A 19,233-nucleotide genomic window follows, 5' to 3' on the forward strand; every position below is an offset into this window, starting at 1 on the left:
GGGTACTCCGTGGCGAATGGGGTTCGACGCCGATCGCGTCTCAGTCGCTTTCCGCGCGGTATTTCTCGCGCAGATGGTTGCGGATGGAGATGGCGGTCAGGTTAAGGACGACGATCAGCAGCACCAGGATCAGGGCCGTGGCGTACACCAGCGGCCGGCCTGCCTCGACGTTCGGGCTTTTGAAGCCCACGTCGTAGATGTGGTAGCCGAGATGCATGAACGCACGGTCCAGGTGCAGATAGGGGAAGGTGCCGTCCACCGGCAGGTTGGGCGCGAGCTTGACCACGCCCACCAGCATCAGCGGTGCGACCTCGCCGGCGGCGCGCGCCACCGCAAGGATCAGGCCGGTCATCATGGCCGGCGCGGACAGCGGCACGATCAGCCGCCACAGGGTCTCGGCCTTGGTGGCGCCCAGCGACAGGGAACCGTGGCGTACGCTGCTGCCGATCCGTGTCAGGCCCTCCTCGGTAGAGACGATCACCACCGGCAGGGTCAGCAGGGCGAGCGTCAGCGATGCCCAGATGATCGCCGGCGAACCGAACGTGGGCGAGGGCAGGGCATCCTGGAAGAAGAGCTGGTCGATGTTGCCGCCGATCAGGTACACGAAGAAGCCCAGGCCGAACACCCCGAACACGATCGACGGTACCCCCGCCAGGTTGTTCACCGAGATGCGGATGATGCGCACCAGCGGGCCCTGTTTCGCGTATTCGCGCAGGTAGATCGCGGCAAGCACGCCGAACGGGGTCACCACGATCGACATCAGGATTACCATCAGCACGGTGCCGAAGATCGCCGGGAGGATGCCGCCCTCGGTGTTCGCCTCACGCGGGTAGCCGGTCATGAAGTCCCAGAAACTGCCGACGTAGTGGCGCAGTTTGGCGGCCGTGCTCATGTCGTTCGGCCACCAGGCGTTCACGATCTGCGACAGCGCGATGGTGGTGCGCTGGCCATCGGCGGTTTCCAGCACGATGGCGTAACGGGCGACTTCCTCGCGCAGGGCGTTGCGTTCGGATTCCAGCTTGGCGTATTCGGCGTCCAGGGCTGCCTGTTCCTCGTCGAGTTCCCGGTGGCGCTGCGCGCGCTGTTCCTCCGGTAGCGAGGTGTCCCGTTCGAGGCCGCGACGGTCGAGCCGCACCCGTTCCATCTGATGGTTGACCTGACCGATCTCCACCCGCTCGATGCGTTCGAGCTGCTGCACCAGATCGCGGGTCTCCCGGATGCGTTGTTCGAAGGCGGTGCGTGCCGCTTCGCCTTCGGCCACGGTCTCGCCGTCCTCGCGGTATTCCCGGATGAAGCCGAAGAAGTCACCCCATTGCAGGCGTTCCAGCACCACGGCGTCGCGCGGGGTGCGGCGTTCGGACATCGCGTCTTCGAGATACCAGCGGAAGTCGCGTGAATCCAGGTCGCGGTTGCCGCGCTTGATCAGGTGGCGCACGACGATTTCCTGACCCTCCGGCACCTGAAAGCCGGCTTCCCGCGCGGCCTGGGCGGTCATGGTCTCCGAGCGTGCGAGTTCGCCCATCACCCCCCGGGGCTCGCTGTCATCCGCGGGCTGGTATTCGAACTCGATGACCTCGGACGGCCAGAAGAACGACAGGCCATTCACCGCGATCATGGTGATCAGCCCGAAGACCATCACCAGTGAGGCGGCGATTGCCCCGGCATTCAGCCAGATCCACGGGGTGCCGGACTGGAACCAGTGTTTCATCGTTGTTCCTTACAGGGTGCTGTATTTGTTCCGCAGGCGCTGGCGCACGATCTCGGCGATGGTGTTCACCGTGAAGGTGAGGGCGAACAGGACCAGCGCGGCCAGGAACAGGATGCGGTAATGGGTGCCGCCCACCGCGGTCTCGGGCATCTCCACCGCGATGTTCGCGGAGAGCGTGCGCATGCCCTCGAAGATGTTGAAGTTGACCACCGGGGAGTTGCCGGTCGCCATCAGCACGATCATGGTCTCGCCGACGGCGCGGCCGAAGCCGATCATCACCGCCGAGAAGATCCCCGGGCTGGCGGTCAGCAGCACCACGCGCACCACCGTCTGCCAGGGGGTGGCGCCCAGTGCGAGCGAGCCCTGGGTCAGGTGCCTGGGCACGTTGAATACCGCATCCTCGGAGATCGAGTAGATGGTCGGGATCACCGCGAAACCCATCGCGATCCCGATCACCAGGGCGTTGCGCTGGTCGTAGGTGTAGCCGGCGTCGGTCAGCCACTGACGGGCATCCCCGTTGAACATCCAGATTTCCAGATGCGGGCTGATGAACACCGCGAACCAGCCCACCAGCAGGATCACCGGGATCAGGATCGCGGCTTCCCAGCCTGCGGGGATCGCACGGCGTACGCCCTCCGGCAGGACCCGCGTCCAGATATAGGCCATCACCAGCATGGCCAGCGGGAGCAGAATCAGGATGCTGGCTACCGCGGGCAGATTGGCCTCGATGAACGGGGCCAGCCACAGGCCCGCCAGAAAGCCCAGGATGACGGTCGGCAGGGCCTCCATCAGTTCGATGCTGGGCTTGGTCAGGCTGCGCATGCGGCTCGACATGAAATACGCGCTGTAGATCGCCCCCATGATGGCCAGCGGGGTGGCGAACAGCATGGCGTAGAAGGCGGCCTTGACCGTTCCGAGGGTCAGCGGCACCAGCGAGAACTTGGGTTCGAATTCGTCGGTGGCGGATGACGACTGCCACACGTAGTCGCCGCCGGAACGGCCCTCGTACCAGACCTTTTGCCACAGCACGTGGAAGGAGACTTCCGGGTGCGGGTTGGACAGGTCGTTCACGAACCAGCTCTCGGCGTCGTCGATCGCGATCAGCATGCGATTGCGCGGGTCGATGTACGCGCGGTAGAGGGGACGGTCGCTGATCGTTTGCTGGAGCAGGGTGCGCTGCGAGGTCGGGTAATGGACCGCCAGGGCGCCCGAGGCATCGGTGGTGGCGAACCCCTTGCGGATGTATTCCGGCTGGGTGTTGGTGACCGCATCGGTATGTTGCGGGAAGTCGCGGACGCGGGTGATGCGGTTCACGTTGTCTTCGTCGCGCACCAGCATGTACTGGGCGACCGAGCCATCCGAGCCCCCGACCACGACGGAAACCGTCCCCAGGATGTATTCCAGCGAGGTCACCTCGGCATCGTCCCCGCGCACCACGCGCTGGCTGTCGACGAGCCGGGCGTCGCGGGGAGTGCTGATGTCGTAGAAATGCAGCCGGCCCCGGTCGTCGCCCACCATCAGGTTGCGTCCGGTAATGTCGACCAGGATGCGGGTCGGTGTCGCGTCCCCGGGCAGGGAGGGCAGGTCGTGGGCCGAACGGGTGACCTCGGTCTCGCCGGTCATCATCGAGGTGCGTTCCTCGAAGTTGACCAGTCGCAGGTCACCGTCCTCGGTGGCCGCGGCCACCCGCACGCCGCTGGAGCCTCGCTGGATGCCGACCACGTCGATGGCCCGGCCCTCGGAATCCACGTCCAGCAGCGCCGAATCCTCGTCTCCCAGGGGGTACACCAGGCCCGGATCGTATTCGCGACCCTGCGGCGTGAAGCGTTCGTTGTATTCGTATTCGATGGCCAGTACCTGGCCGTTGTCCAGGCCGGCCGCGACCAGGCGCGTGCGCGGTTCGGCCATGCTGAAACTGGTGACCCGTACGTCATCCGGTATCGGCAGCGGCTGTTCGCGTACCACCTCGCCGCTGTACGGGCGGAAGAAGACCGCCCGACGGTCCTCGGTCAGGCGCACGGCCATTTCGCGATGCCGATTGACCGCCAGGTGGATGGTCCCGGTGTCGGCCCCGCCGGGTGCATCGTAGGCCGCGCGTTCCTCCAGCGAGGCGCCCTGGAACATCGGCAGGGTTTCGCTCAGGAGGTAGACGAACATCAGGGTCAGGGCGCCGATCACGGCCAGCCCGAAAAATCCGATCAGGTAGCGGGCCGAGGTGTCCTTGGCGCGGCGCCAGCGCTGGAAGCGGTCGAGGGTGGTGTTCGCGATGGTGCCGGGCATTCGGTTCCCCTGAAATATCGACGGGCGCGTGACGGTCGTTGGCAGGGATCCTAAGGGCGCGTTGTGACAGTCCGATGACACTGCGGTGACAGGCATTTGAACGCGCAGCGGCTCGTGCTCAGGGGCATAAACGAAAAAGGCCCGGACATTGTCCGGGCCCTGATGCCTCCCCATTGCGGGAGGTGCGCCGGTTATTCGAGGCCGAGGGCCTCGCGCTGGCGCTTGGCGACCGTCTCGGGCAGCGGGACGAAGCCGTCGCGCACCACGACCTCCTGGCCTTCCTTCGACAGCACCATCTTCAGGAACTCGGCCTGGCGCGGGGCGAGGCCGTCTTCCGGGTGGTTGTTGACCGCGACGTAGAGGAAGCGCGACAGGGGGTAGTCGCCGGAAGCGGCGTTCTCGGCAGTCGGCTCGTACAGGGCATCCTCGCTCTCGCCGAGGGCGATGGCGCGGACACCGGAGGTGTTGTAGCCGATGCCGGAGTAGCCGATGCCGTTGAGGGACTCGGCGACACCCTGGACGACCGAGGCGGAACCCGGCTGCTCGTTCACGGCATTCTTGAAGTCACCGTCGCACAGGGCGTGCTGGCGGAAGTACCCGTAGGTGCCGGAGACCGCGTTACGCCCGTAGATGGTGATGTCGCGGTTGGCCCAGGAGCCTTCCAGGCCGAGCTGGCCCCAGCGGTTGATGTCCTCGGCACCGCCGCAGCGGCGGGTGGACGAGAACGCCGCGTCCACCTGTTCGATCGACATCCCCTCGATCGGATTGTCGCGGTTCACGAACACCGCGATGGAGTCGATGGCCACCGGCACCAGGGTCATCTCGTAGCCGTGGCGCTGCTCGAACGAGGCCTGCTCGCTGTCGCGCGGCTGGCGCGACATCGGGCCGAAGTCGGCCGTGCCCTCGGTCAGGGCGGGCGGGGCGGTGGAGGTGCCGGCACCCTGGATCTGGATGTTGACGTTGGGGTAGAAGTCCTGGAACTCCTCGGCCCACAGCGCCATCAGGTTGTTCAGGGTGTCCGAGCCTTCGCTGGACAGGTTTCCGGAGATGCCGCTGACGGTCTGGTAGGCCGGCAGATCCGGGTCGACATCGGCCATCGCCGGTGTGACGGCAAGGGCGGCGGCCGCGGCGGCGGCCAGAACACTACGCTTGAACAGCATGGGTCACTCCCTCGTGCTTGCTTGACGGTGCGTCGGACCGGTGGGTCCTTGATGCCGGATTATCGGGAGCCATGCTTGCAGTTTGGTGACGGCGACGTGACAGAAGCATGACAGGGGGCTGTAACGGGATTGTCATCGGCGCTTCATACAGTGCACCCATGAAAGCTGATCGTCCCCTTCGCGTCTGGCCCCTGGCCGCCCGTGTCCTGGTGCGTCCGGGACCGGTGCTGCGCTCGCTCGCCGGTCACGGTCCGCTGCCTTCGTGGCAGGCCGTGTTCCTGCGTTTCTCTCTGCCCCTGGTGCTGACCAGCGTCATCCTCAGTCAATGGCTTTACGGGCTGATGCCGCCCGCGCTGCCTCCCGAGTCCATTCCGGATCCGGTAGGCTTCGGCGTCTACAGCGTGCTGGCGATGACGGTGGGGGTCGCGGGGCTGACCCTGTCGGCTCACTACCTGGTGGAGCTGTTCCAGGGGCCGACGGGTCCCGAGCGGGCCGCCATGGCCGTGACTCTGGGGCTGGTCCCGGCGTGGCTGGGCAACGTGGTCGCGGCGTTCCCCTGGCCCTGGGGCAACGGTCTCGCGCTGGCCCTGATCCTGTACAGCCTTGCGCTGCTGTATGTGGCTTTGCGCGAATTGCTGGGACTGAAACGCGGCAACCGGATCGGCCTGTGGGCGGCCACGCTGTTCTCCGGGGCGTTCATCACGCTGGTCTTTGGCTGGGCGTTGATGGACCTGATCCCCGGGGCTGCCCCGGAGCTGCGTCTCGGCACGACCTGGTTGATCTGAGTTCAGTTTTCGCAGCGCCGCACCGCATGCACCGGGAAATGGCAACTGAAGCGGCTGCCGACGCCCAGTTCGCTGTCGATCTGCAGCTGTCCCTGGTGGCGCAGCAGCACGTGCTTGACGATGGCCAGGCCCAGGCCGGTGCCGCCGCGATCCTGGCTGCGGGCGTCATCCACGCGGTAGAAACGCTCGGTCAGCCTCTCCAGATGGTGGCTGGCGATGCCGGGACCGTTGTCGTCCACGGCGAGGGTAGCGCCGCCGTCGTCGGTTGCGGACCAGCTCAGAGTGACCCGGGTGCCTGCCGGGGTGTACTTGATGGCATTGAACAGCAGGTTGGCGAAGGCCGATCGCAACTCGGTCTCGGTGCCGAGGATTTCCAGATCGGGCTCGGCGTCCAGTGCCAGGTGGTGGCCGCGGTCGCCGGACAGCAGTTCGGCCTCGTCGATCAGATTGCGCAGCATCTTGGTCGGATTGAACCAGGTCTGCTCGCCCTGTTCCGCCCCGGTCTCCAGGCGCGAGAGCATCAGCAGGTCGTCCACCAGCAGTTTCATGCGCTCGGACTGTTCGCGCAGCAGGCGTACCGAATCCATCAGTTCCGGCTGGTCGACCAGTTCGTCCTCGAGGGTTTCGGCCACGCCGTAGAGCACGGTCAGCGGGGTGCGCAGTTCATGGGACACGTTGGCGATGAAATCCCGGCGCATCACCTCCAGACGGTGCAGGTGCGTGGTGTCGCGCGCCAGCAGCAGGTACTGGTGCTCGCCGTAGGGCACCAGACGGATCTCCAGTCGCCGGTTCGCATCCAGCGGCGACGGCATGTTGAGGCTCTCCTGCGGCGCGCTGGCGGGATCCATGAAGCTCAGGAAATCCGGATGGCGCACCAGGTGGGTGATGCGGCGGCCCTCGTCGGCCGGCCAATCCAGGTCCAGCAGGCGCGCGGCGGTGGGATTCGCCCATTCGATCCGGTGCTCGGGGTTGAGGACCACCACCGCGTCGGGAAGGGCGCTGGCCGAGTCGCGATAGCGTTCCAGCGTGCGCCGCAGGCCGGCCACCCGGCGCAGTCGCCGCTGGCGGCGCTGGTGCAGGTTGGTGAAGATCTCGCCCCATATCCCGCGGGCATCCGGGGGCTCGCTGCGGCCGCCGCGACGGGCCCAGTTTTCCAGACGGTAGAGCTGCAGGAGGTTCCAGCCCAGCGCGGCGGTCAGCAGGGCCGTCGCGGTGATCCACGGGTAGCCGAGGGCCCATCCGGTGCCGAGAATGATCAGGCCGGCGAGCAGGTTGCGGGCAATAACCCGTGGCCAGGGATTGAAGGGGGGCTGCAAGGGGCGGATCCGGTCAGGGCTGGTCGGAGAAACGGTAACCGGAGCCCCGCACCGTCTGCACCAGGTCGTCGTGTCCGGTTTCGGCCAGGGCCTTGCGCAGGCGACGGATGTGGACATCCACGGTGCGTTCCTCCACGTAGACGTTGGTGCCCCAGACCTTGTCCAGCAGCTGCTCGCGGGTGAAGACCCGGTCGGGGTGGGTCATGAAGAAGTGCAGCAGGTTGTATTCGGTGGGGCCCAGGCTGACCGGTTGCCCGTTGCCGCTGACCCGGTGTGAGACAGGATCGAGCGCCAGACCGCGGAATTCCACAGGCTCCTCCGAGCTGGTGGGCGTGGTGCGCCGGAGCACGGCCTTGATCCGCGCCACCAGCTCACGCGGCGAAAACGGTTTGACAATGTAATCGTCCGCGCCGACGTCCAGCCCGCGGACGCGGTCTTCTTCCTCGCCGCGCGCGGTCAGCATGATCACCGGGATGTCCCTGGTGACCGGGCTGCCCTTGAGTTCCCGGGCCCACTCCAGACCGCTGATGTCGGGCAGCATCCAGTCAAGCAGCACCAGGGCCGGGGGATCCTGCAGCAGAGCCGAGCGGGCACTGCGGACATCGCCAGCCTCGCGCAGATCGTAGCCGGCCCGGTTCAGGGGCAGGCGGAGCATCTCGCGGATGGCGAGATCATCTTCCACGAGCATGATGGAAACAGCCATGTCGGCCTCCGGTTGCGTAATGACCGCATTGCATAACAGCCGTGTTACAGGAGTGTGAACGCTCGCATCGTGGTGAGCGTTCCCGGCTGTATCCGGGCGGCCCGATCCGGGTGTCCGGGTCGGCGCGGCTCAGCGCGAGTGTCCTGGCTCCTCATCGGTACGGGCCGTAATGCGCGCGCGCATGCGGCGCAGGGCATACCACACGCCGCCGATCACCACCGGGACCGATGCGCCGATGGCGATGTTGACCGGAAGCGGAAGGGTTCCGGCATCGTCCAGCCCGCGCAGGAAATAGGCGAGCAGGCTGGTGAGATAGTAGGAGATCACGACCACCGACAGCCCCTCGACGGTTTCCTGCAGGCGCAGCTGCAGGTGGGCGCGCCGATTCATGGAGCGCAGCAGGTCGCGGTTCTGGTTTTCCACGGCGACATCCACGCGGGTGCGCAGCATGGAGGTGGTGCGGTGAATCCGGGTCGCGAGATTGTTGAGCCGTTCGTCCTGCGAGCGGCAGGTGCGCATGGCCGGGTCAAGGCGGCGGCCGAGGAATTCGCACAGGGTCTGCAGGCCCGGGATACGCACGGGGCGCAGTTCCTCGGCGCGCTTGTCCACCATGGAGGCGTATGCCCGCGCGGCGTGGAAGCGGGTGGCCGTGTGGCTGCCCATGCGCTCGACATCGGCGGCCAGGTCGGACAGCGCGGCCAGCAGCCGCTGTTCGCGGTCCGTGCCGTGGAAATGTTCGGAGATCCCGGCCATTTCGTCGTTGATGTCGTTGAGGCGGCCTTCCAGTTCGTTGAGCTCGGGCATCAGCTCGCGGGCCAGCGGCAGGGCGAGCAGGGCCATGAGGCGATAGGTCTCCAGCTCGAGTACGCGCTGCACCAGGCGGCCGGCCTGACGGGGTGACAGATCCACGTCGCGGACCAGGAAACGCTCGAAGCCGTCCTCGCGTACGCGGAAATCGGTGAACACCCGCCCATCCCCGCCCGATACACCATTGCCAACGAACGAATGGGGCGCGAACAGCTCGCCCAGATCCCGCATGCTGCGCACCGGGGCCTCGCGCGGCTCCAGCTCCAGGTGGATGGCGGCAATGGTCTCCCCCGGCAGGCCGGTCAGCCAGTCGATGGGCACCCGATGGATGGCGGGATGGGTAAACGGTTCCTGCCGGGGTTCGTTCACAACGAAGAACGCCCAGGTGGAGAATTCGTTGTGGCGTTCCCAGCGCAGGCGGAACTCGCCCAGGTCCACGGCCACGAAGTTCTCGCCGTTCAGCGGGGGCTCGATTCCGTGCCGCCGGCACAGATCGGCGACACATTCACGTTCCCGGTCGATGGCTTCGCGCGGGCTCAGCAGGGTCAGCCAGGAGACCCGTGCCGGCGGATCCAGGGGCTCGTAGAAACGGGTATGGATCTCTTCCTGGATGGACTCGCGCAGGGGGTGGTTGCCGGGCAGCAGCGGGTTGGTTTGCATGTCAGTAGTCGGCTGATCGTTCGGAGTCGGGATCGGGTCGGGGTGGACGTTCAGGCACCGCGTCCCCGTCGGCGCGGCCGCAGACTGTGCCACAGGACCACCGCCATATCGCGCGCGCCCAGGCGGGGGCGGGCGAAGGCATCGTTCTCCTGGCGCAGGCGCCAGAGCACGCGCGCGCCGCCATTGACGATGGCACGGATCTCGAGACCGAGCCGCCCGCCCAGGGTTCCGCCCAGCGGCGCGCCGGCGCGCAGCAGGCGGTCGGCGCGGGCGTACTGGAACTGCATCAGGTTCTGCAGGGGCAGGGTGTTGAGCCGCTCGCGCAGCATCACCTCGGTCACGCCGTAGCGGGCCATCTCGTCCTGCGGGAGATAGATGCGGTCGTTCTCGCGGATGTCCTGGTGCAGATCCTGGTAGAAGTTGATCAGCTGCAGGGCGGTGCAGATGGCATCCGACTGGCCCAGCATGGCGTCATCGGGTTCGCCCTGCAGGTGCAGGATCAGCCGGCCGACCGGGTTGGCCGAACGTCGGCAGTACTCCATGACCTCGCCGATGTCCGCATAGCGGGTCTTTTCCAGATCCTGGATGAACGCGTCCGCGAGGTCGACGAAGGGTTCAACGGGCAGGTCGAAACGCTTCTTCGCGTCCGCGAGCGCGATCCATTCGGGGGCGCTCTCCGCAGCCGGGTCGTCCAGCGCGCGGACGTGCTCCTGCATCGCCTGCAGCTCGGTCCGGCGGGCCTCGACCGGGCGCGAGTCCTCGTCGGCGAGGTCGTCGGCGTCGCGCGCGTAGCAGTAGATCGCGGCCACCGGGTCGCGTATTGGGCGCGGCAGCAGGCGCGACGCGACCGGGAAGTTCTCGTAGTGCGACCGGGCACGCTGGCGGCAATGCCGATAGGCAGCGGCGATGTCGGGGCGGGCCATGTCAGCTCCAGTCGGGGATCTTGGTGCACCCATTATGCCGGTTTTGTCCTGTGTGGGAGGCCGGCCCTCCGGCCGATGGGACGGGCGGGCCTGTCACTCAGCCGGCGGCGCGGGTGAACGTCTCGCGCCAGCCCCAGAAGTCGCCGGGATGGTCCAGGACACCGTCGGCACCCCAGCCGTCGGTGTTCTGACCGGCGTCAATGTAGCCCCAGGCGGCGATCAGCGTGCTCATGCCGGCGGCACGGCCGGCAGCGATGTCGCGTTCTGCATCGCCCCAGTAGCAGTGGTGTGCGGGCTCGAGCCCGGTCTGGCGGGCGGCCAGCCACATGGGGTCGGGGTCCGGCTTGCGCCGATTGAGGCTGTCGCCGGAGACGATCGCGCTCATGCGCGGGGCGAGGCCCAGGGCCTCCAACAGCGGTTCGGTCAGCCACGCGGGCTTGTTGGTGACCACGCCCCAGCGCCAGCCGCGCGCCTCGATCTCGTTCAGCAGGGCGTCCATGCCCGGGAACAGCGCGGTGGCGATGCACAGGTCGCGCGCGTAGATCTCGAGGTAACGCTTTTTCAGGGCCTCGGTTTGCTCGTCCGGCGCGTCGGGGAAGGCCAGGGTGACCAGGGCGTGCGAGCCGTGCGAGACATGGTTGCGCACGGCATCGAAGGGCAGGGGCGCGCGGTCGTTCTCGGCCAGCAGCCGGTTGAGAGCGGCATGCATGTCGGGTGCGGTATCGAGGAGGGTCCCGTCCAGATCGAACAGGACCGCGCCCGGTTCGTGGCTCATGCGCGTGCGGCCATCAGGTAGTTGACGTCGGTGTTCGGGGTCAGGCGGTAGCGTCCGGACAGCGGCGACCACGTGAGCCCGGTCATGTCCGCTACTTCCACCTGGTGCCGGCGCAGCTGCGCGGCCAGTTCCGACGGACGAATGAAACGGCCGTACTCGTGGGTGCCGGCCGGCAGCAGGCGCATTACGTATTCGGCGCCCACGATGGCCTCGGCAAACGCGCGCGGCGTGCGGTTGATGGTGGAGAGGAAGATCCAGCCGCCGGGCCGGACCAGCCGGCACAGGGCGTCGATCACGTTCTCCGGGTCCGGCACGTGTTCCAGCATTTCCAGGCAGGTGACCACGTCGTATTCGCCCGGGTGCTTTTCCGCGTGCTCCTCGGCCGTTACGTGCAGATAACGCACGGAAACACCGCTGTCGTGGGCGTGCTCGCGAGCGACTTCCAGGTGTTCGGCTCCGGCATCGAGTCCGGTGACCTCGGCCCCGCGCACGGCCATTGCCTCGGACAGGATCCCGGCGCCGCAGCCGACGTCCAGCACCTTCTTGCCGACGAGATCGGCGTGGCCGTCGATCCATTCCAGGCGCAGCGGGTTGATTGCGTGCAGGGTGGCGAAGGCCCCGTTGGGGTCCCACCATTCGTGCGCGCGATCCGTGAATTTGTGGATCTCGGCCTGATCGACGTTGGAATGGATCTGGGTCATGGGCGGTTCAGCTCTCGCAGGCTTGCAGGGTCTCGGCCACGCGGCCCTGCCACCGGACGGCGCTGGCGTGGATGGCCTCAAGGTCAAGCGTAAGCAGTTCGCGGTCGGCGAGCAACGCCCGGCCGTCCACCCATACGTCGCGCACGGCCTCGCGGGTGGCGGCATAGACGATGCGTGCGTGCGGATCGTGTTCGGGCTGCAGCTCCGGGGAGGTCAGGTCGAGGCTGATCAGATCGGCCCGCTTGCCCGCTTCCAGTGAACCGATCTCGTGGTCCAGCCCCAGGGCGCGCGCGCTGCCCAGGGTTGCCATCTCCAGCACGCGCTCGGCCGGCAGCGCGGCTGCATCGCCACTCACGCCCTTGGCCAGCAGGGCCGCCGTGCGCATCTCGCCGATCATGTCGAGGTCGTTGTTGGAGGCGGTTCCGTCGGTGCCCAGCGCGAGGTTGATCCCGGCCTCGTCCAGGCGCGCCACGGGGCAGAAGCCGGACGCCAGTTTGAGGTTCGATTCGGGGCAGTGCGTGATCGACACCGGCCGGCCTTCCAGCAGGGCCAGGTCCTCGTCGCTGACCTGGGTCATGTGGACGGCCATGAACGGCTGGTCCAGCAGGCCCAGACGGGCGAGCCGGGCCAGCGGGCGTTCACCGCCGTTGCTCACCGCCTCGTCCACCTCGCCGGCGGTCTCGTGGACGTGGGTGTGCACCGGCACGCCCAGCTCGCGGGCGCGCTCGCCCACCCGCTGCATGCTCTCGTCACCGACGGTGTAAGGCGCGTGAGGAGCGACGGTGAAACGGATGCGGGGGTGATCACCCCAGGTCTCCACCACCTCGCGGCCGCGCTGGAAGTATTCGTCCGGGGTCTGCGCCCAGGGGGTGGGAAAGTCGAACACCGTCAGGCCCATCACCCCGCGGATGCCGCTGGCATCGACCGCGGCGGCGGCGTCCCCCACGAACAGATACATGTCGGAGAAGCAGGTGGTGCCGCCGCGCAGCATTTCCGCGGCAGCCAGCCGGGTGCCGTCGTTGACGAACTCCGGCGACAGCAGCCGGCCCTCCACCGGCCATACGTAGCGCTTCAGCCACTCCATCAGCGGCTGGTCGCTGCCGATGCCGCGCAACAGGGTCATGCCGGCATGGGTGTGGGCGTTCACCAGCCCCGGCATCAGGGCGTGCCCCTCGCGATGTTCGTGGCGGGCCTCGGGATGCTCGGCGAGGGCCTGTTCGCGCGGCTGGACGGCCAGGATGGCACCGTCGCGAATGACTACCGCATGGTCTTCCAGGACGGCTCCCCGTGGAACCACGGGCAGCACCCAGGAGGCGCTCAGGATCAGCGTGGCTGCTTCGGACATCGGAACTCCGCGATGACGGTTTGAAAATCGGGTTTCGGAATCCGCGCATGGTAAGGAAACGTGGACCAATGTACACGTTCGCGGCCCGGCCGACGGACCGCGGCGATACTCGGAAAGGATGGGGCCGGAACTGTGGAACATGCCCGCACCGAGCTGTATCCTTGCGGCCTTCAGAGATCGCCAAACCGGGTGCAGTTGCCAATGATCGCAGCAGGAAGCTGGAAAACCGCGGTGCCTCTCGTGGTCGCCGTCGCCCTGTCGGGCTGCGGGTTCGCGCCGGGTGGTTTCATTCAGGAGCGCGCCGAGAGCGAACCACTGCACGACAAGGTGGAAGTGAAGCCGATCACCCGGGGTCTGGTTCGTCAGGAGGCCGAGGATCCCGTCCAGCCGGATCTGGAACAGGCACGCGAGGAGCTCGAGGCGGATGACACGCGGTACGACTACCGGATCGGTCGCGGCGACGTGCTCAGCATCATCGTTTATGACCATCCCGAACTGACGATCCCGGCCGGTTCGGAACGCTCGGCGGCCGAATCCGGCAATACGGTGCATTCCGACGGGACCATCTTCTATCCGTTCGTCGGACGGGTGGAGGTCGAGGGCCGAACGGTCGCCGAAGTGCGGGACATCCTTGCGGAAGAGCTCGCCGCGGTCATCAATGATCCGCAGGTAGAAGTGCTGGTGGCGGATTACCGCTCGCAGCAGGTGCACGTGACCGGCGAGGTGCGCGAACCGGGGCGCCAGCCGGTGACCAACGTTCCGTTGACGGTGCTGGACGCGATCAATGATGCCGGTGGGCTGACCGAGGAGGCGAACTGGCACAACGTACGTCTGACACGCGATGGTGAAGAAGTGCCGCTGTCGATGTACGCGATGCTGAGCGAGGGCGATCTGTCCGAGAACCGCGTGCTCCGGGATGGCGACGTGCTGCACGTGCCGGACACGACCGACCAGAAGGCGTATGTGCTGGGCGAGGTGGGCGAACCGCGCAGTATCCCGATGGGACGCGGACGGATCTCGCTGACCGACGCACTTACCGATTCCGGTGGCTTCAACGAGGCGACGGCGGATGCCAGCGGCATCTTTGTGGTCCGTCAGGCGCCGCCGGACAGTGACCTGCTGGCGACGGTTTACCAGCTGGACGCCCGGGATGCCACGGCGCTGGTGCTGGGGACCGAGTTCGAGCTCGAACCCATGGATATCGTCTATGTGACGACGACTCCCCTGGGGCGCTGGAACCGTGTGATCAATCAGTTGCTGCCGACTGTTAACGCTGTTTATCGTGCCTCCCAGGCCACGCGCGACGTGCGCGAGCTGCGCGACGACTTCTGAGCGGGCAGGGTGGAACGGATGTTTGAACGGATCCTCGTGGTATGTACGGGCAACATCTGTCGCAGTCCGGTGGCCGAGGCGATGCTGCGCCGGCATGCCCCGGAGCGCAGCATTGGCTCGGCCGGTCTGGGCGCGCTGGTCGGCGAGGGTGTCGCGCCGCAGGCGCGGGCACTGGCGGAGGCCGATGGCCTGGACGTGTCCGGTCACGAGGCCCGGCAAGTGACCACCGGCATGCTCGAGCAATCGGATCTGGTGCTGGTGATGAGCGACGGGCAGCGCCAGGCGATCGGCCGCAACCACCCCCGTGCCCTGGGCAAGACCATGCGTTTCGGCCACTGGCTGGATGACGGTCGCGGGCGCGATATTCCCGATCCCTATGGCAAGAGCGACGAGGCATTTCGGCAAGTGCACGCGCTGCTGACCGAAGCCGCACAGAGCTGGGCGGAGCGACTGGGCTGATCTCCCGGCCGCGCCACGACAGGAACAGGTAACCCATGACGCAGACCCCCGCTTCCCCGCCGCCGGCGGATGACGAGATCGACCTTGGCCGGCTGCTCGGACTGCTGCTCGATCACAAGTGGTGGATCGTCGGCATCACCTTCCTGTTCATGCTGGGCGGAGGGGCGTATGCGACCCTCTCGACGCCGGTCTACCAGGCGGATGCGCTGGTCCAGGTGGAGGATACCGGCGGTGTCAGTGCACCACTGAACGACATGCGCGAGATGCTGGGGCGCGAGCCGCGTGCATCGGCGGAACTGGAGATTCTGCGTTCGCGCATGGTGCTGGGTCAGGCGGTGGATCGCGAGCGCCTGGACCTGATCGTGCGTCCGGTGCGCCTGCCGGTCATCGGAGATTTTCTGGTCCGCCGGGACTGGGACCGGAGCCGGGCCGCCGTGTTGGGCGGCGTCGCCGAGCGCTATGCGTGGTCCGGAGAATCGCTGACGGTGGGCGATCTGCGGGTCACGCCCGCGATGGAAGGGGAAACCCTGACACTGCAGGTCACCGGCGAGGATCAGTTCCGCCTGGCCCACGACGATCGGGTCCTGGGAGAAGGCCGAACCGGGGAGGAGGCGAGCTTCCTCGACGGGCAGATCATCCTGTTTGTGGAGGACATCTCGGCCGGGGCCGGGGCCCGCTTCGAACTCCAGCGCCACGCTCGGCTGGCCGCGATACGCGATCTGCGCAACCGTTTCCAGGCCACGGAACAGGGCAATGAGAGCGGTGTCTTCAGCCTGACATTCACCCACACCGATTCGGAACAGGCTCGCGGCGCCCTGAACGCGATCAGTGACATCTATCGCCGCCAGAACGTCGAACGTCAGGCCGCGGAGGCGGAACAGAGCCTGGAGTTCCTGGAAGAGCAGGTGCCCCAGGTACGGGCACGGCTGCGGGAAGCGGAAGACGCCCTGAACGAGTATCAGGTGGAGCAGGAAAGCGTCGACATGTCGATGGAGACGCAGGCGGTCCTCGACCGGCTGGTTGACCTGGAGCGCCAGATCACCGAGCTGGAATTCGAGGAGGCGGAGATCTCCCGTCGGTACACGCAGAACCATCCGACCTACGTCACCCTGCTGGAAAAACGCGAGCAACTGGAGAACGAGCGCCGGGAGCTGCAGCAGGAGATCGGGGGTCTGCCGGAGACCCAGCAACAGGTACTCCGGCTGCAGCGTGATGTCGAAGTGAACCAGGAAGTCTATGTCCAGCTGCTCAACCGCATGCAGGAGATGGACATCACGCGAGCCAGCACGGTGGGGAATGTCCGCATCCTGGACGATGCCGCAGTTCTGCCGTCACCGGTGGAGCCACAGCGCGGGCTGATCGTGGCGCTGGCAACGGTCCTCGGCGGCATGCTTTCGGTGGCGCTGGTGCTGCTGCGCGGGATGCTCAACCGGGGCGTTGAATCACAGGAGCAGATCGAGGAACTGGATCTACCGGTCTATGCGACCGTACCGCTGTCGGACGTGCAGCAGAAACTCGTCAAGCGGCTGCGGCGGCGGCGTGATCTGAAAAGCGGGCGTCGACGCGGGGCCACCGGGGAAGAAGGGGTCGTGACGGGGGTGCTGGCCTCGTATTCCCCGACGGACGGGGCCATCGAGGCGCTGCGTGGTCTGCGCAGCAGCCTGCATTTCGCGATGCTCGAGGCGGCGGACAATCGGCTGGTGATCACCGGTCCCAGCCCGGGTGTCGGCAAGAGTTTCATCTCGGTGAACCTGGCGGCGGTGTGTGCCCAGGCGGGCCAGAAGGTCCTGGTGGTCGACGCCGACATGCGCAAGGGGCACGTTCATCATGCGTTCGGCGAGGCCAGTGCGGGCGGTCTCTCCGATCTGCTGTCGGAGAAGCTGACGCCCGGGGAGGCCATCCGCCATACCGATATCGAGGGCCTCGATTACATGGCCCGGGGCTCGGCGCCCCCGAATCCCGCCGAGCTGCTGATGAACGAGCGTTTTACCCGGTTCCTCGATCAGGCGAGCGAGCAGTACGACCTGGTGCTGATCGATACGCCGCCGATCCTGGCGGTGACGGACGCCTCCGTGGTCGCGCGCCACTGCTCGACCACCCTGATGGTGGTGCGCTTCCAGCTCAACCCGCCGCGCGAGATCGAGGCGGCGCGGCGTCGTCTGGAGAGTGCGGGCGTGGAAACCCGGGGTGTGATCCTGAACTCGATGGAGGCCACCGCGAGCGCCAGTTACGGGTACGGCTACTACCACTACTCCTACAAGTAGCGGATCAGCTGGCCGGCCGGTATTCGGGGACGATTTCCCGGAGCCGGGTGCGGGTCGCTTCGGCATTCATGGCCCGATCCGCTTCTTCCAGGTCTTGCAGTGCCTGGTTCAGGGCATCCGCCGGCGCCCGGTCTTCGCGAGCCTGCATGATACGGGGGTGTCGCGTGCTCTCCACGTTGTCGCCAATGAGCAGTTCTTCGTAGAGCTTTTCGCCCGGGCGCAGCCCGGTGAACTGGATCGCCACGCCGTCGGGCGGGTCGCCGTTGTCGTCCCGGACCTGGCGGCCGTGCAGGCGGATCATGCGTCGGGCGAGATCCTGGATTCGTACGGGCTCGCCCATGTCGAGGACAAAGACCTCACCGCCGCCGGCCATGGTGCCGGCCTGGATCACCAGCTCGGCGGCCTCCGGGATGGACATGAAGTAGCGCGTGATCTCGGGGTGGGTCACCGTGACGGGGCCGCCTTCCCGGATCTGGCGATGAAACAGGGGCACGACGGAACCGGATGATCCGAGGACGTTGCCAAAGCGCACCATGGAAAACACGGTAGCCGGGGTGCCGGCTGCCCGGTCCTGCAGGATCATTTCCGCCAGCCGCTTGCTCGCGCCCATGACGTTGGTGGGGCGCACGGCCTTGTCGGTACTGATGAGGATGAATCGTTCCACGCCGGCCGCGATCGCGGCGTCGGCCAGCACCCGCGTTCCGAGGACATTGTTGCGCACTCCCTCGACGGCATTCTCCTCGACGATGGGTACGTGCTTGTAGGCGGCCGCATGGTAAAGGGTCTGGATCCGGTGGCGGGCGAGGACGGATTCCACCCGCCGGGGCAGGGTGACCGACCCCAGAACGGCATGGATCGGGCAGTCCAGGCCGAGCTCGGCACGCAGTGCCTGCATTTCGTGTTCGATACGGTAGAGCGCGAATTCGTTGCGTTCGAACAGGACGAGTTCGGCCGGTCCCTGGCGGAGGATGCGCCGGCACAGCTCCGAGCCGATGGAGCCGCCGGCACCGGTGACCATTACGCGGCGATCCACAATGCTGCATTGCAGCAGGTCCGGCTGAGGCGGCACCGGGTCGCGTCCCAGGAGATCCGCCACGTCGATATCTTCGAGCTGGTCCAGGCGCGCCTGGCCGGAGACGACGGCCTCCATGGAGGGTACCGACTGCACATGCAGGGGATAGGGCTCGAGGCGCTCCAGGATGGCCTTGCGCGCCGAGCGCGAGGCCGAAGGAACGGCCAGCAGGATGCGCCGGATGCCGTACTGGTGCATCAGCGTCCCGATCATCTGCGGGGGGTGGACCCGAATGCCGTTGATCGCCTGCCCCTGCAGGGCCGGGTTGTCGTCGATGAAGGCGATGATGCGGAACTGCCCGGTGGTGCCGAGGCCGCCAGCGAGCTGCATCCCGGCGGCACCGGCGCCATAGACCAGTACGGGTTCCGCGTGGCGGCGCAGTTCGTTCACGTTCTGGTACCAGCTGCGCACGAGAAAACGGCTGCCACCCACGTAGATGAAGGCCAGGAGGGCGAAGGCCACCGGGACCAGGCGAGGGAAGTCGTCCAGCCGGCCAATCGCCGCGGCCGCCCACAGGAATCCGGCGAGCAGGACGACCCCGGTGGCCACGGACCATACCGCGCGGATTCCCATGAAACGAACCACGGCACGGTAGAGGCCCAGCCGGGCGAAGATGAACACACCGACCACCGGCAGCAGGGGAAACAGCCACCAGGCATTGATCAGGGCTTCGGGCAGGGGTTCGGCCAGACGGAGGGCGAAGGCCGTCCACAGGGCGAGCGGAAGCATGGCCACATCGGCCGCGACCATCAGCCAGCGCTTGGTTCGGCGCGGCAGGTTGATGAGGGAGCCCAGCCAGCGGGTGCGGTGGTCGCCCGTTTGATCCTTGGGGTTGCCCATTCTTCCCTGGTCCCGGCGCGGAGTGCGCGCCATACGCGGAGCCGATGTAAAAAAAGGGCCGCGAGGGCCCTTTCTTGCCGAGTTCCGGCGTTGCCCGCTGCGG

Annotated in this window: 15 protein-coding genes; 4 read left to right on the forward strand and 11 right to left on the reverse strand. The window is 67.0% G+C overall.

What is annotated here, in order from left to right; translation table 11 throughout:
* Window positions 1-40: 40 nt before the first annotated feature.
* The 3 genes from pstA to D577_RS0101910 form a co-directional block, all read right to left on the reverse strand.
* Entirely contained in the window at window positions 41-1,708 is a 1,668-nt protein-coding gene (gene pstA, locus D577_RS0101900) for a phosphate ABC transporter permease PstA (RefSeq protein ID WP_018945907.1), read from the reverse strand.
* A gap of 9 nt (window positions 1,709-1,717) precedes the next feature.
* Window positions 1,718-3,988 carry an ABC transporter permease subunit gene (locus D577_RS0101905; protein WP_018945908.1) on the reverse strand — a complete coding sequence of 757 codons (2,271 nt, stop codon included), beginning with the start codon at window positions 3,986-3,988 and terminating at the stop codon, window positions 1,718-1,720.
* A gap of 191 nt (window positions 3,989-4,179) precedes the next feature.
* The gene (locus D577_RS0101910) at window positions 4,180-5,148 is read right to left on the reverse strand and encodes a PstS family phosphate ABC transporter substrate-binding protein (protein ID WP_018945909.1); all 969 of its coding nucleotides are present in this window, start codon (window positions 5,146-5,148) and stop codon (window positions 4,180-4,182) included.
* A 158-nt stretch (window positions 5,149-5,306) separates the two neighbouring features.
* Here D577_RS0101910 and D577_RS0101915 point away from each other — a divergent pair, with 158 nt between their 5' ends.
* Complete coding sequence (locus tag D577_RS0101915) at window positions 5,307-5,933, forward strand: YIP1 family protein (RefSeq protein ID WP_018945910.1); 627 nt, start codon at window positions 5,307-5,309, stop codon at window positions 5,931-5,933.
* Window positions 5,934-5,935: 2 nt separating this feature from the next.
* Here D577_RS0101915 and phoR read toward each other — a convergent pair whose 3' ends face one another.
* The 7 genes from phoR to D577_RS0101950 form a co-directional block, all read right to left on the reverse strand.
* On the reverse strand, window positions 5,936-7,249 hold the full coding sequence (gene phoR, locus D577_RS0101920; protein ID WP_018945911.1) for a phosphate regulon sensor histidine kinase PhoR: 1,314 nt from the start codon (window positions 7,247-7,249) through the stop codon (window positions 5,936-5,938).
* Window positions 7,250-7,262: 13 nt separating this feature from the next.
* A complete protein-coding gene (gene phoB / locus D577_RS0101925) occupies window positions 7,263-7,952 on the reverse strand; it encodes a phosphate regulon transcriptional regulator PhoB (protein WP_018945912.1) in 690 nt (229 codons plus the stop codon).
* Between the two features lie 129 nt (window positions 7,953-8,081).
* Window positions 8,082-9,419 (reverse strand): DUF3422 family protein, encoded by a 1,338-nt coding sequence (locus tag D577_RS0101930; RefSeq protein WP_018945913.1) that lies wholly within the window; start codon window positions 9,417-9,419, stop codon window positions 8,082-8,084.
* Window positions 9,420-9,469: 50 nt separating this feature from the next.
* Window positions 9,470-10,342, reverse strand: coding sequence for a squalene synthase HpnC (gene hpnC / locus D577_RS0101935; protein WP_018945914.1), 873 nt, complete (start codon window positions 10,340-10,342; stop codon window positions 9,470-9,472).
* Window positions 10,343-10,439: 97 nt separating this feature from the next.
* Entirely contained in the window at window positions 10,440-11,117 is a 678-nt protein-coding gene (gph, locus tag D577_RS0101940) for a phosphoglycolate phosphatase (RefSeq protein ID WP_018945915.1), read from the reverse strand.
* Entirely contained in the window at window positions 11,114-11,818 is a 705-nt protein-coding gene (gene ubiG, locus D577_RS0101945; RefSeq protein ID WP_018945916.1) for a bifunctional 2-polyprenyl-6-hydroxyphenol methylase/3-demethylubiquinol 3-O-methyltransferase UbiG, read from the reverse strand. Before ubiG ends, gph begins: the two co-directional genes overlap by 4 nt.
* A gap of 7 nt (window positions 11,819-11,825) precedes the next feature.
* Window positions 11,826-13,163, reverse strand: a complete 1,338-nt coding sequence (locus D577_RS0101950; protein ID WP_018945917.1) for a TRZ/ATZ family hydrolase — start codon at window positions 13,161-13,163, stop codon at window positions 11,826-11,828.
* Window positions 13,164-13,364: 201 nt separating this feature from the next.
* Between D577_RS0101950 and D577_RS0101955 the strand changes: the two genes are divergently transcribed.
* From D577_RS0101955 to D577_RS0101965, 3 genes are read left to right on the forward strand one after another with little or no spacing between them, the layout of a single operon-like run.
* Entirely contained in the window at window positions 13,365-14,495 is a 1,131-nt protein-coding gene (locus D577_RS0101955) for a polysaccharide export protein (RefSeq protein ID WP_038035878.1), read from the forward strand.
* Between the two features lie 18 nt (window positions 14,496-14,513).
* Window positions 14,514-14,954, forward strand: a complete 441-nt coding sequence (locus tag D577_RS0101960; RefSeq protein ID WP_018945919.1) for a low molecular weight protein-tyrosine-phosphatase — start codon at window positions 14,514-14,516, stop codon at window positions 14,952-14,954.
* 35 nt (window positions 14,955-14,989) lie between these two features.
* Window positions 14,990-17,218 (forward strand): polysaccharide biosynthesis tyrosine autokinase, encoded by a 2,229-nt coding sequence (locus D577_RS0101965; RefSeq protein WP_018945920.1) that lies wholly within the window; start codon window positions 14,990-14,992, stop codon window positions 17,216-17,218.
* Between the two features lie 4 nt (window positions 17,219-17,222).
* Here D577_RS0101965 and D577_RS0101970 read toward each other — a convergent pair whose 3' ends face one another.
* Complete coding sequence (locus tag D577_RS0101970; RefSeq protein ID WP_018945921.1) at window positions 17,223-19,130, reverse strand: nucleoside-diphosphate sugar epimerase/dehydratase; 1,908 nt, start codon at window positions 19,128-19,130, stop codon at window positions 17,223-17,225.
* Between the last annotated feature and the right edge of the window lie 103 nt (window positions 19,131-19,233).

Source organism: Thioalkalivibrio sp. AKL17 (genome assembly GCF_000377885.1).
Taxonomy (GTDB): domain Bacteria; phylum Pseudomonadota; class Gammaproteobacteria; order Ectothiorhodospirales; family Ectothiorhodospiraceae; genus Thioalkalivibrio; species Thioalkalivibrio halophilus.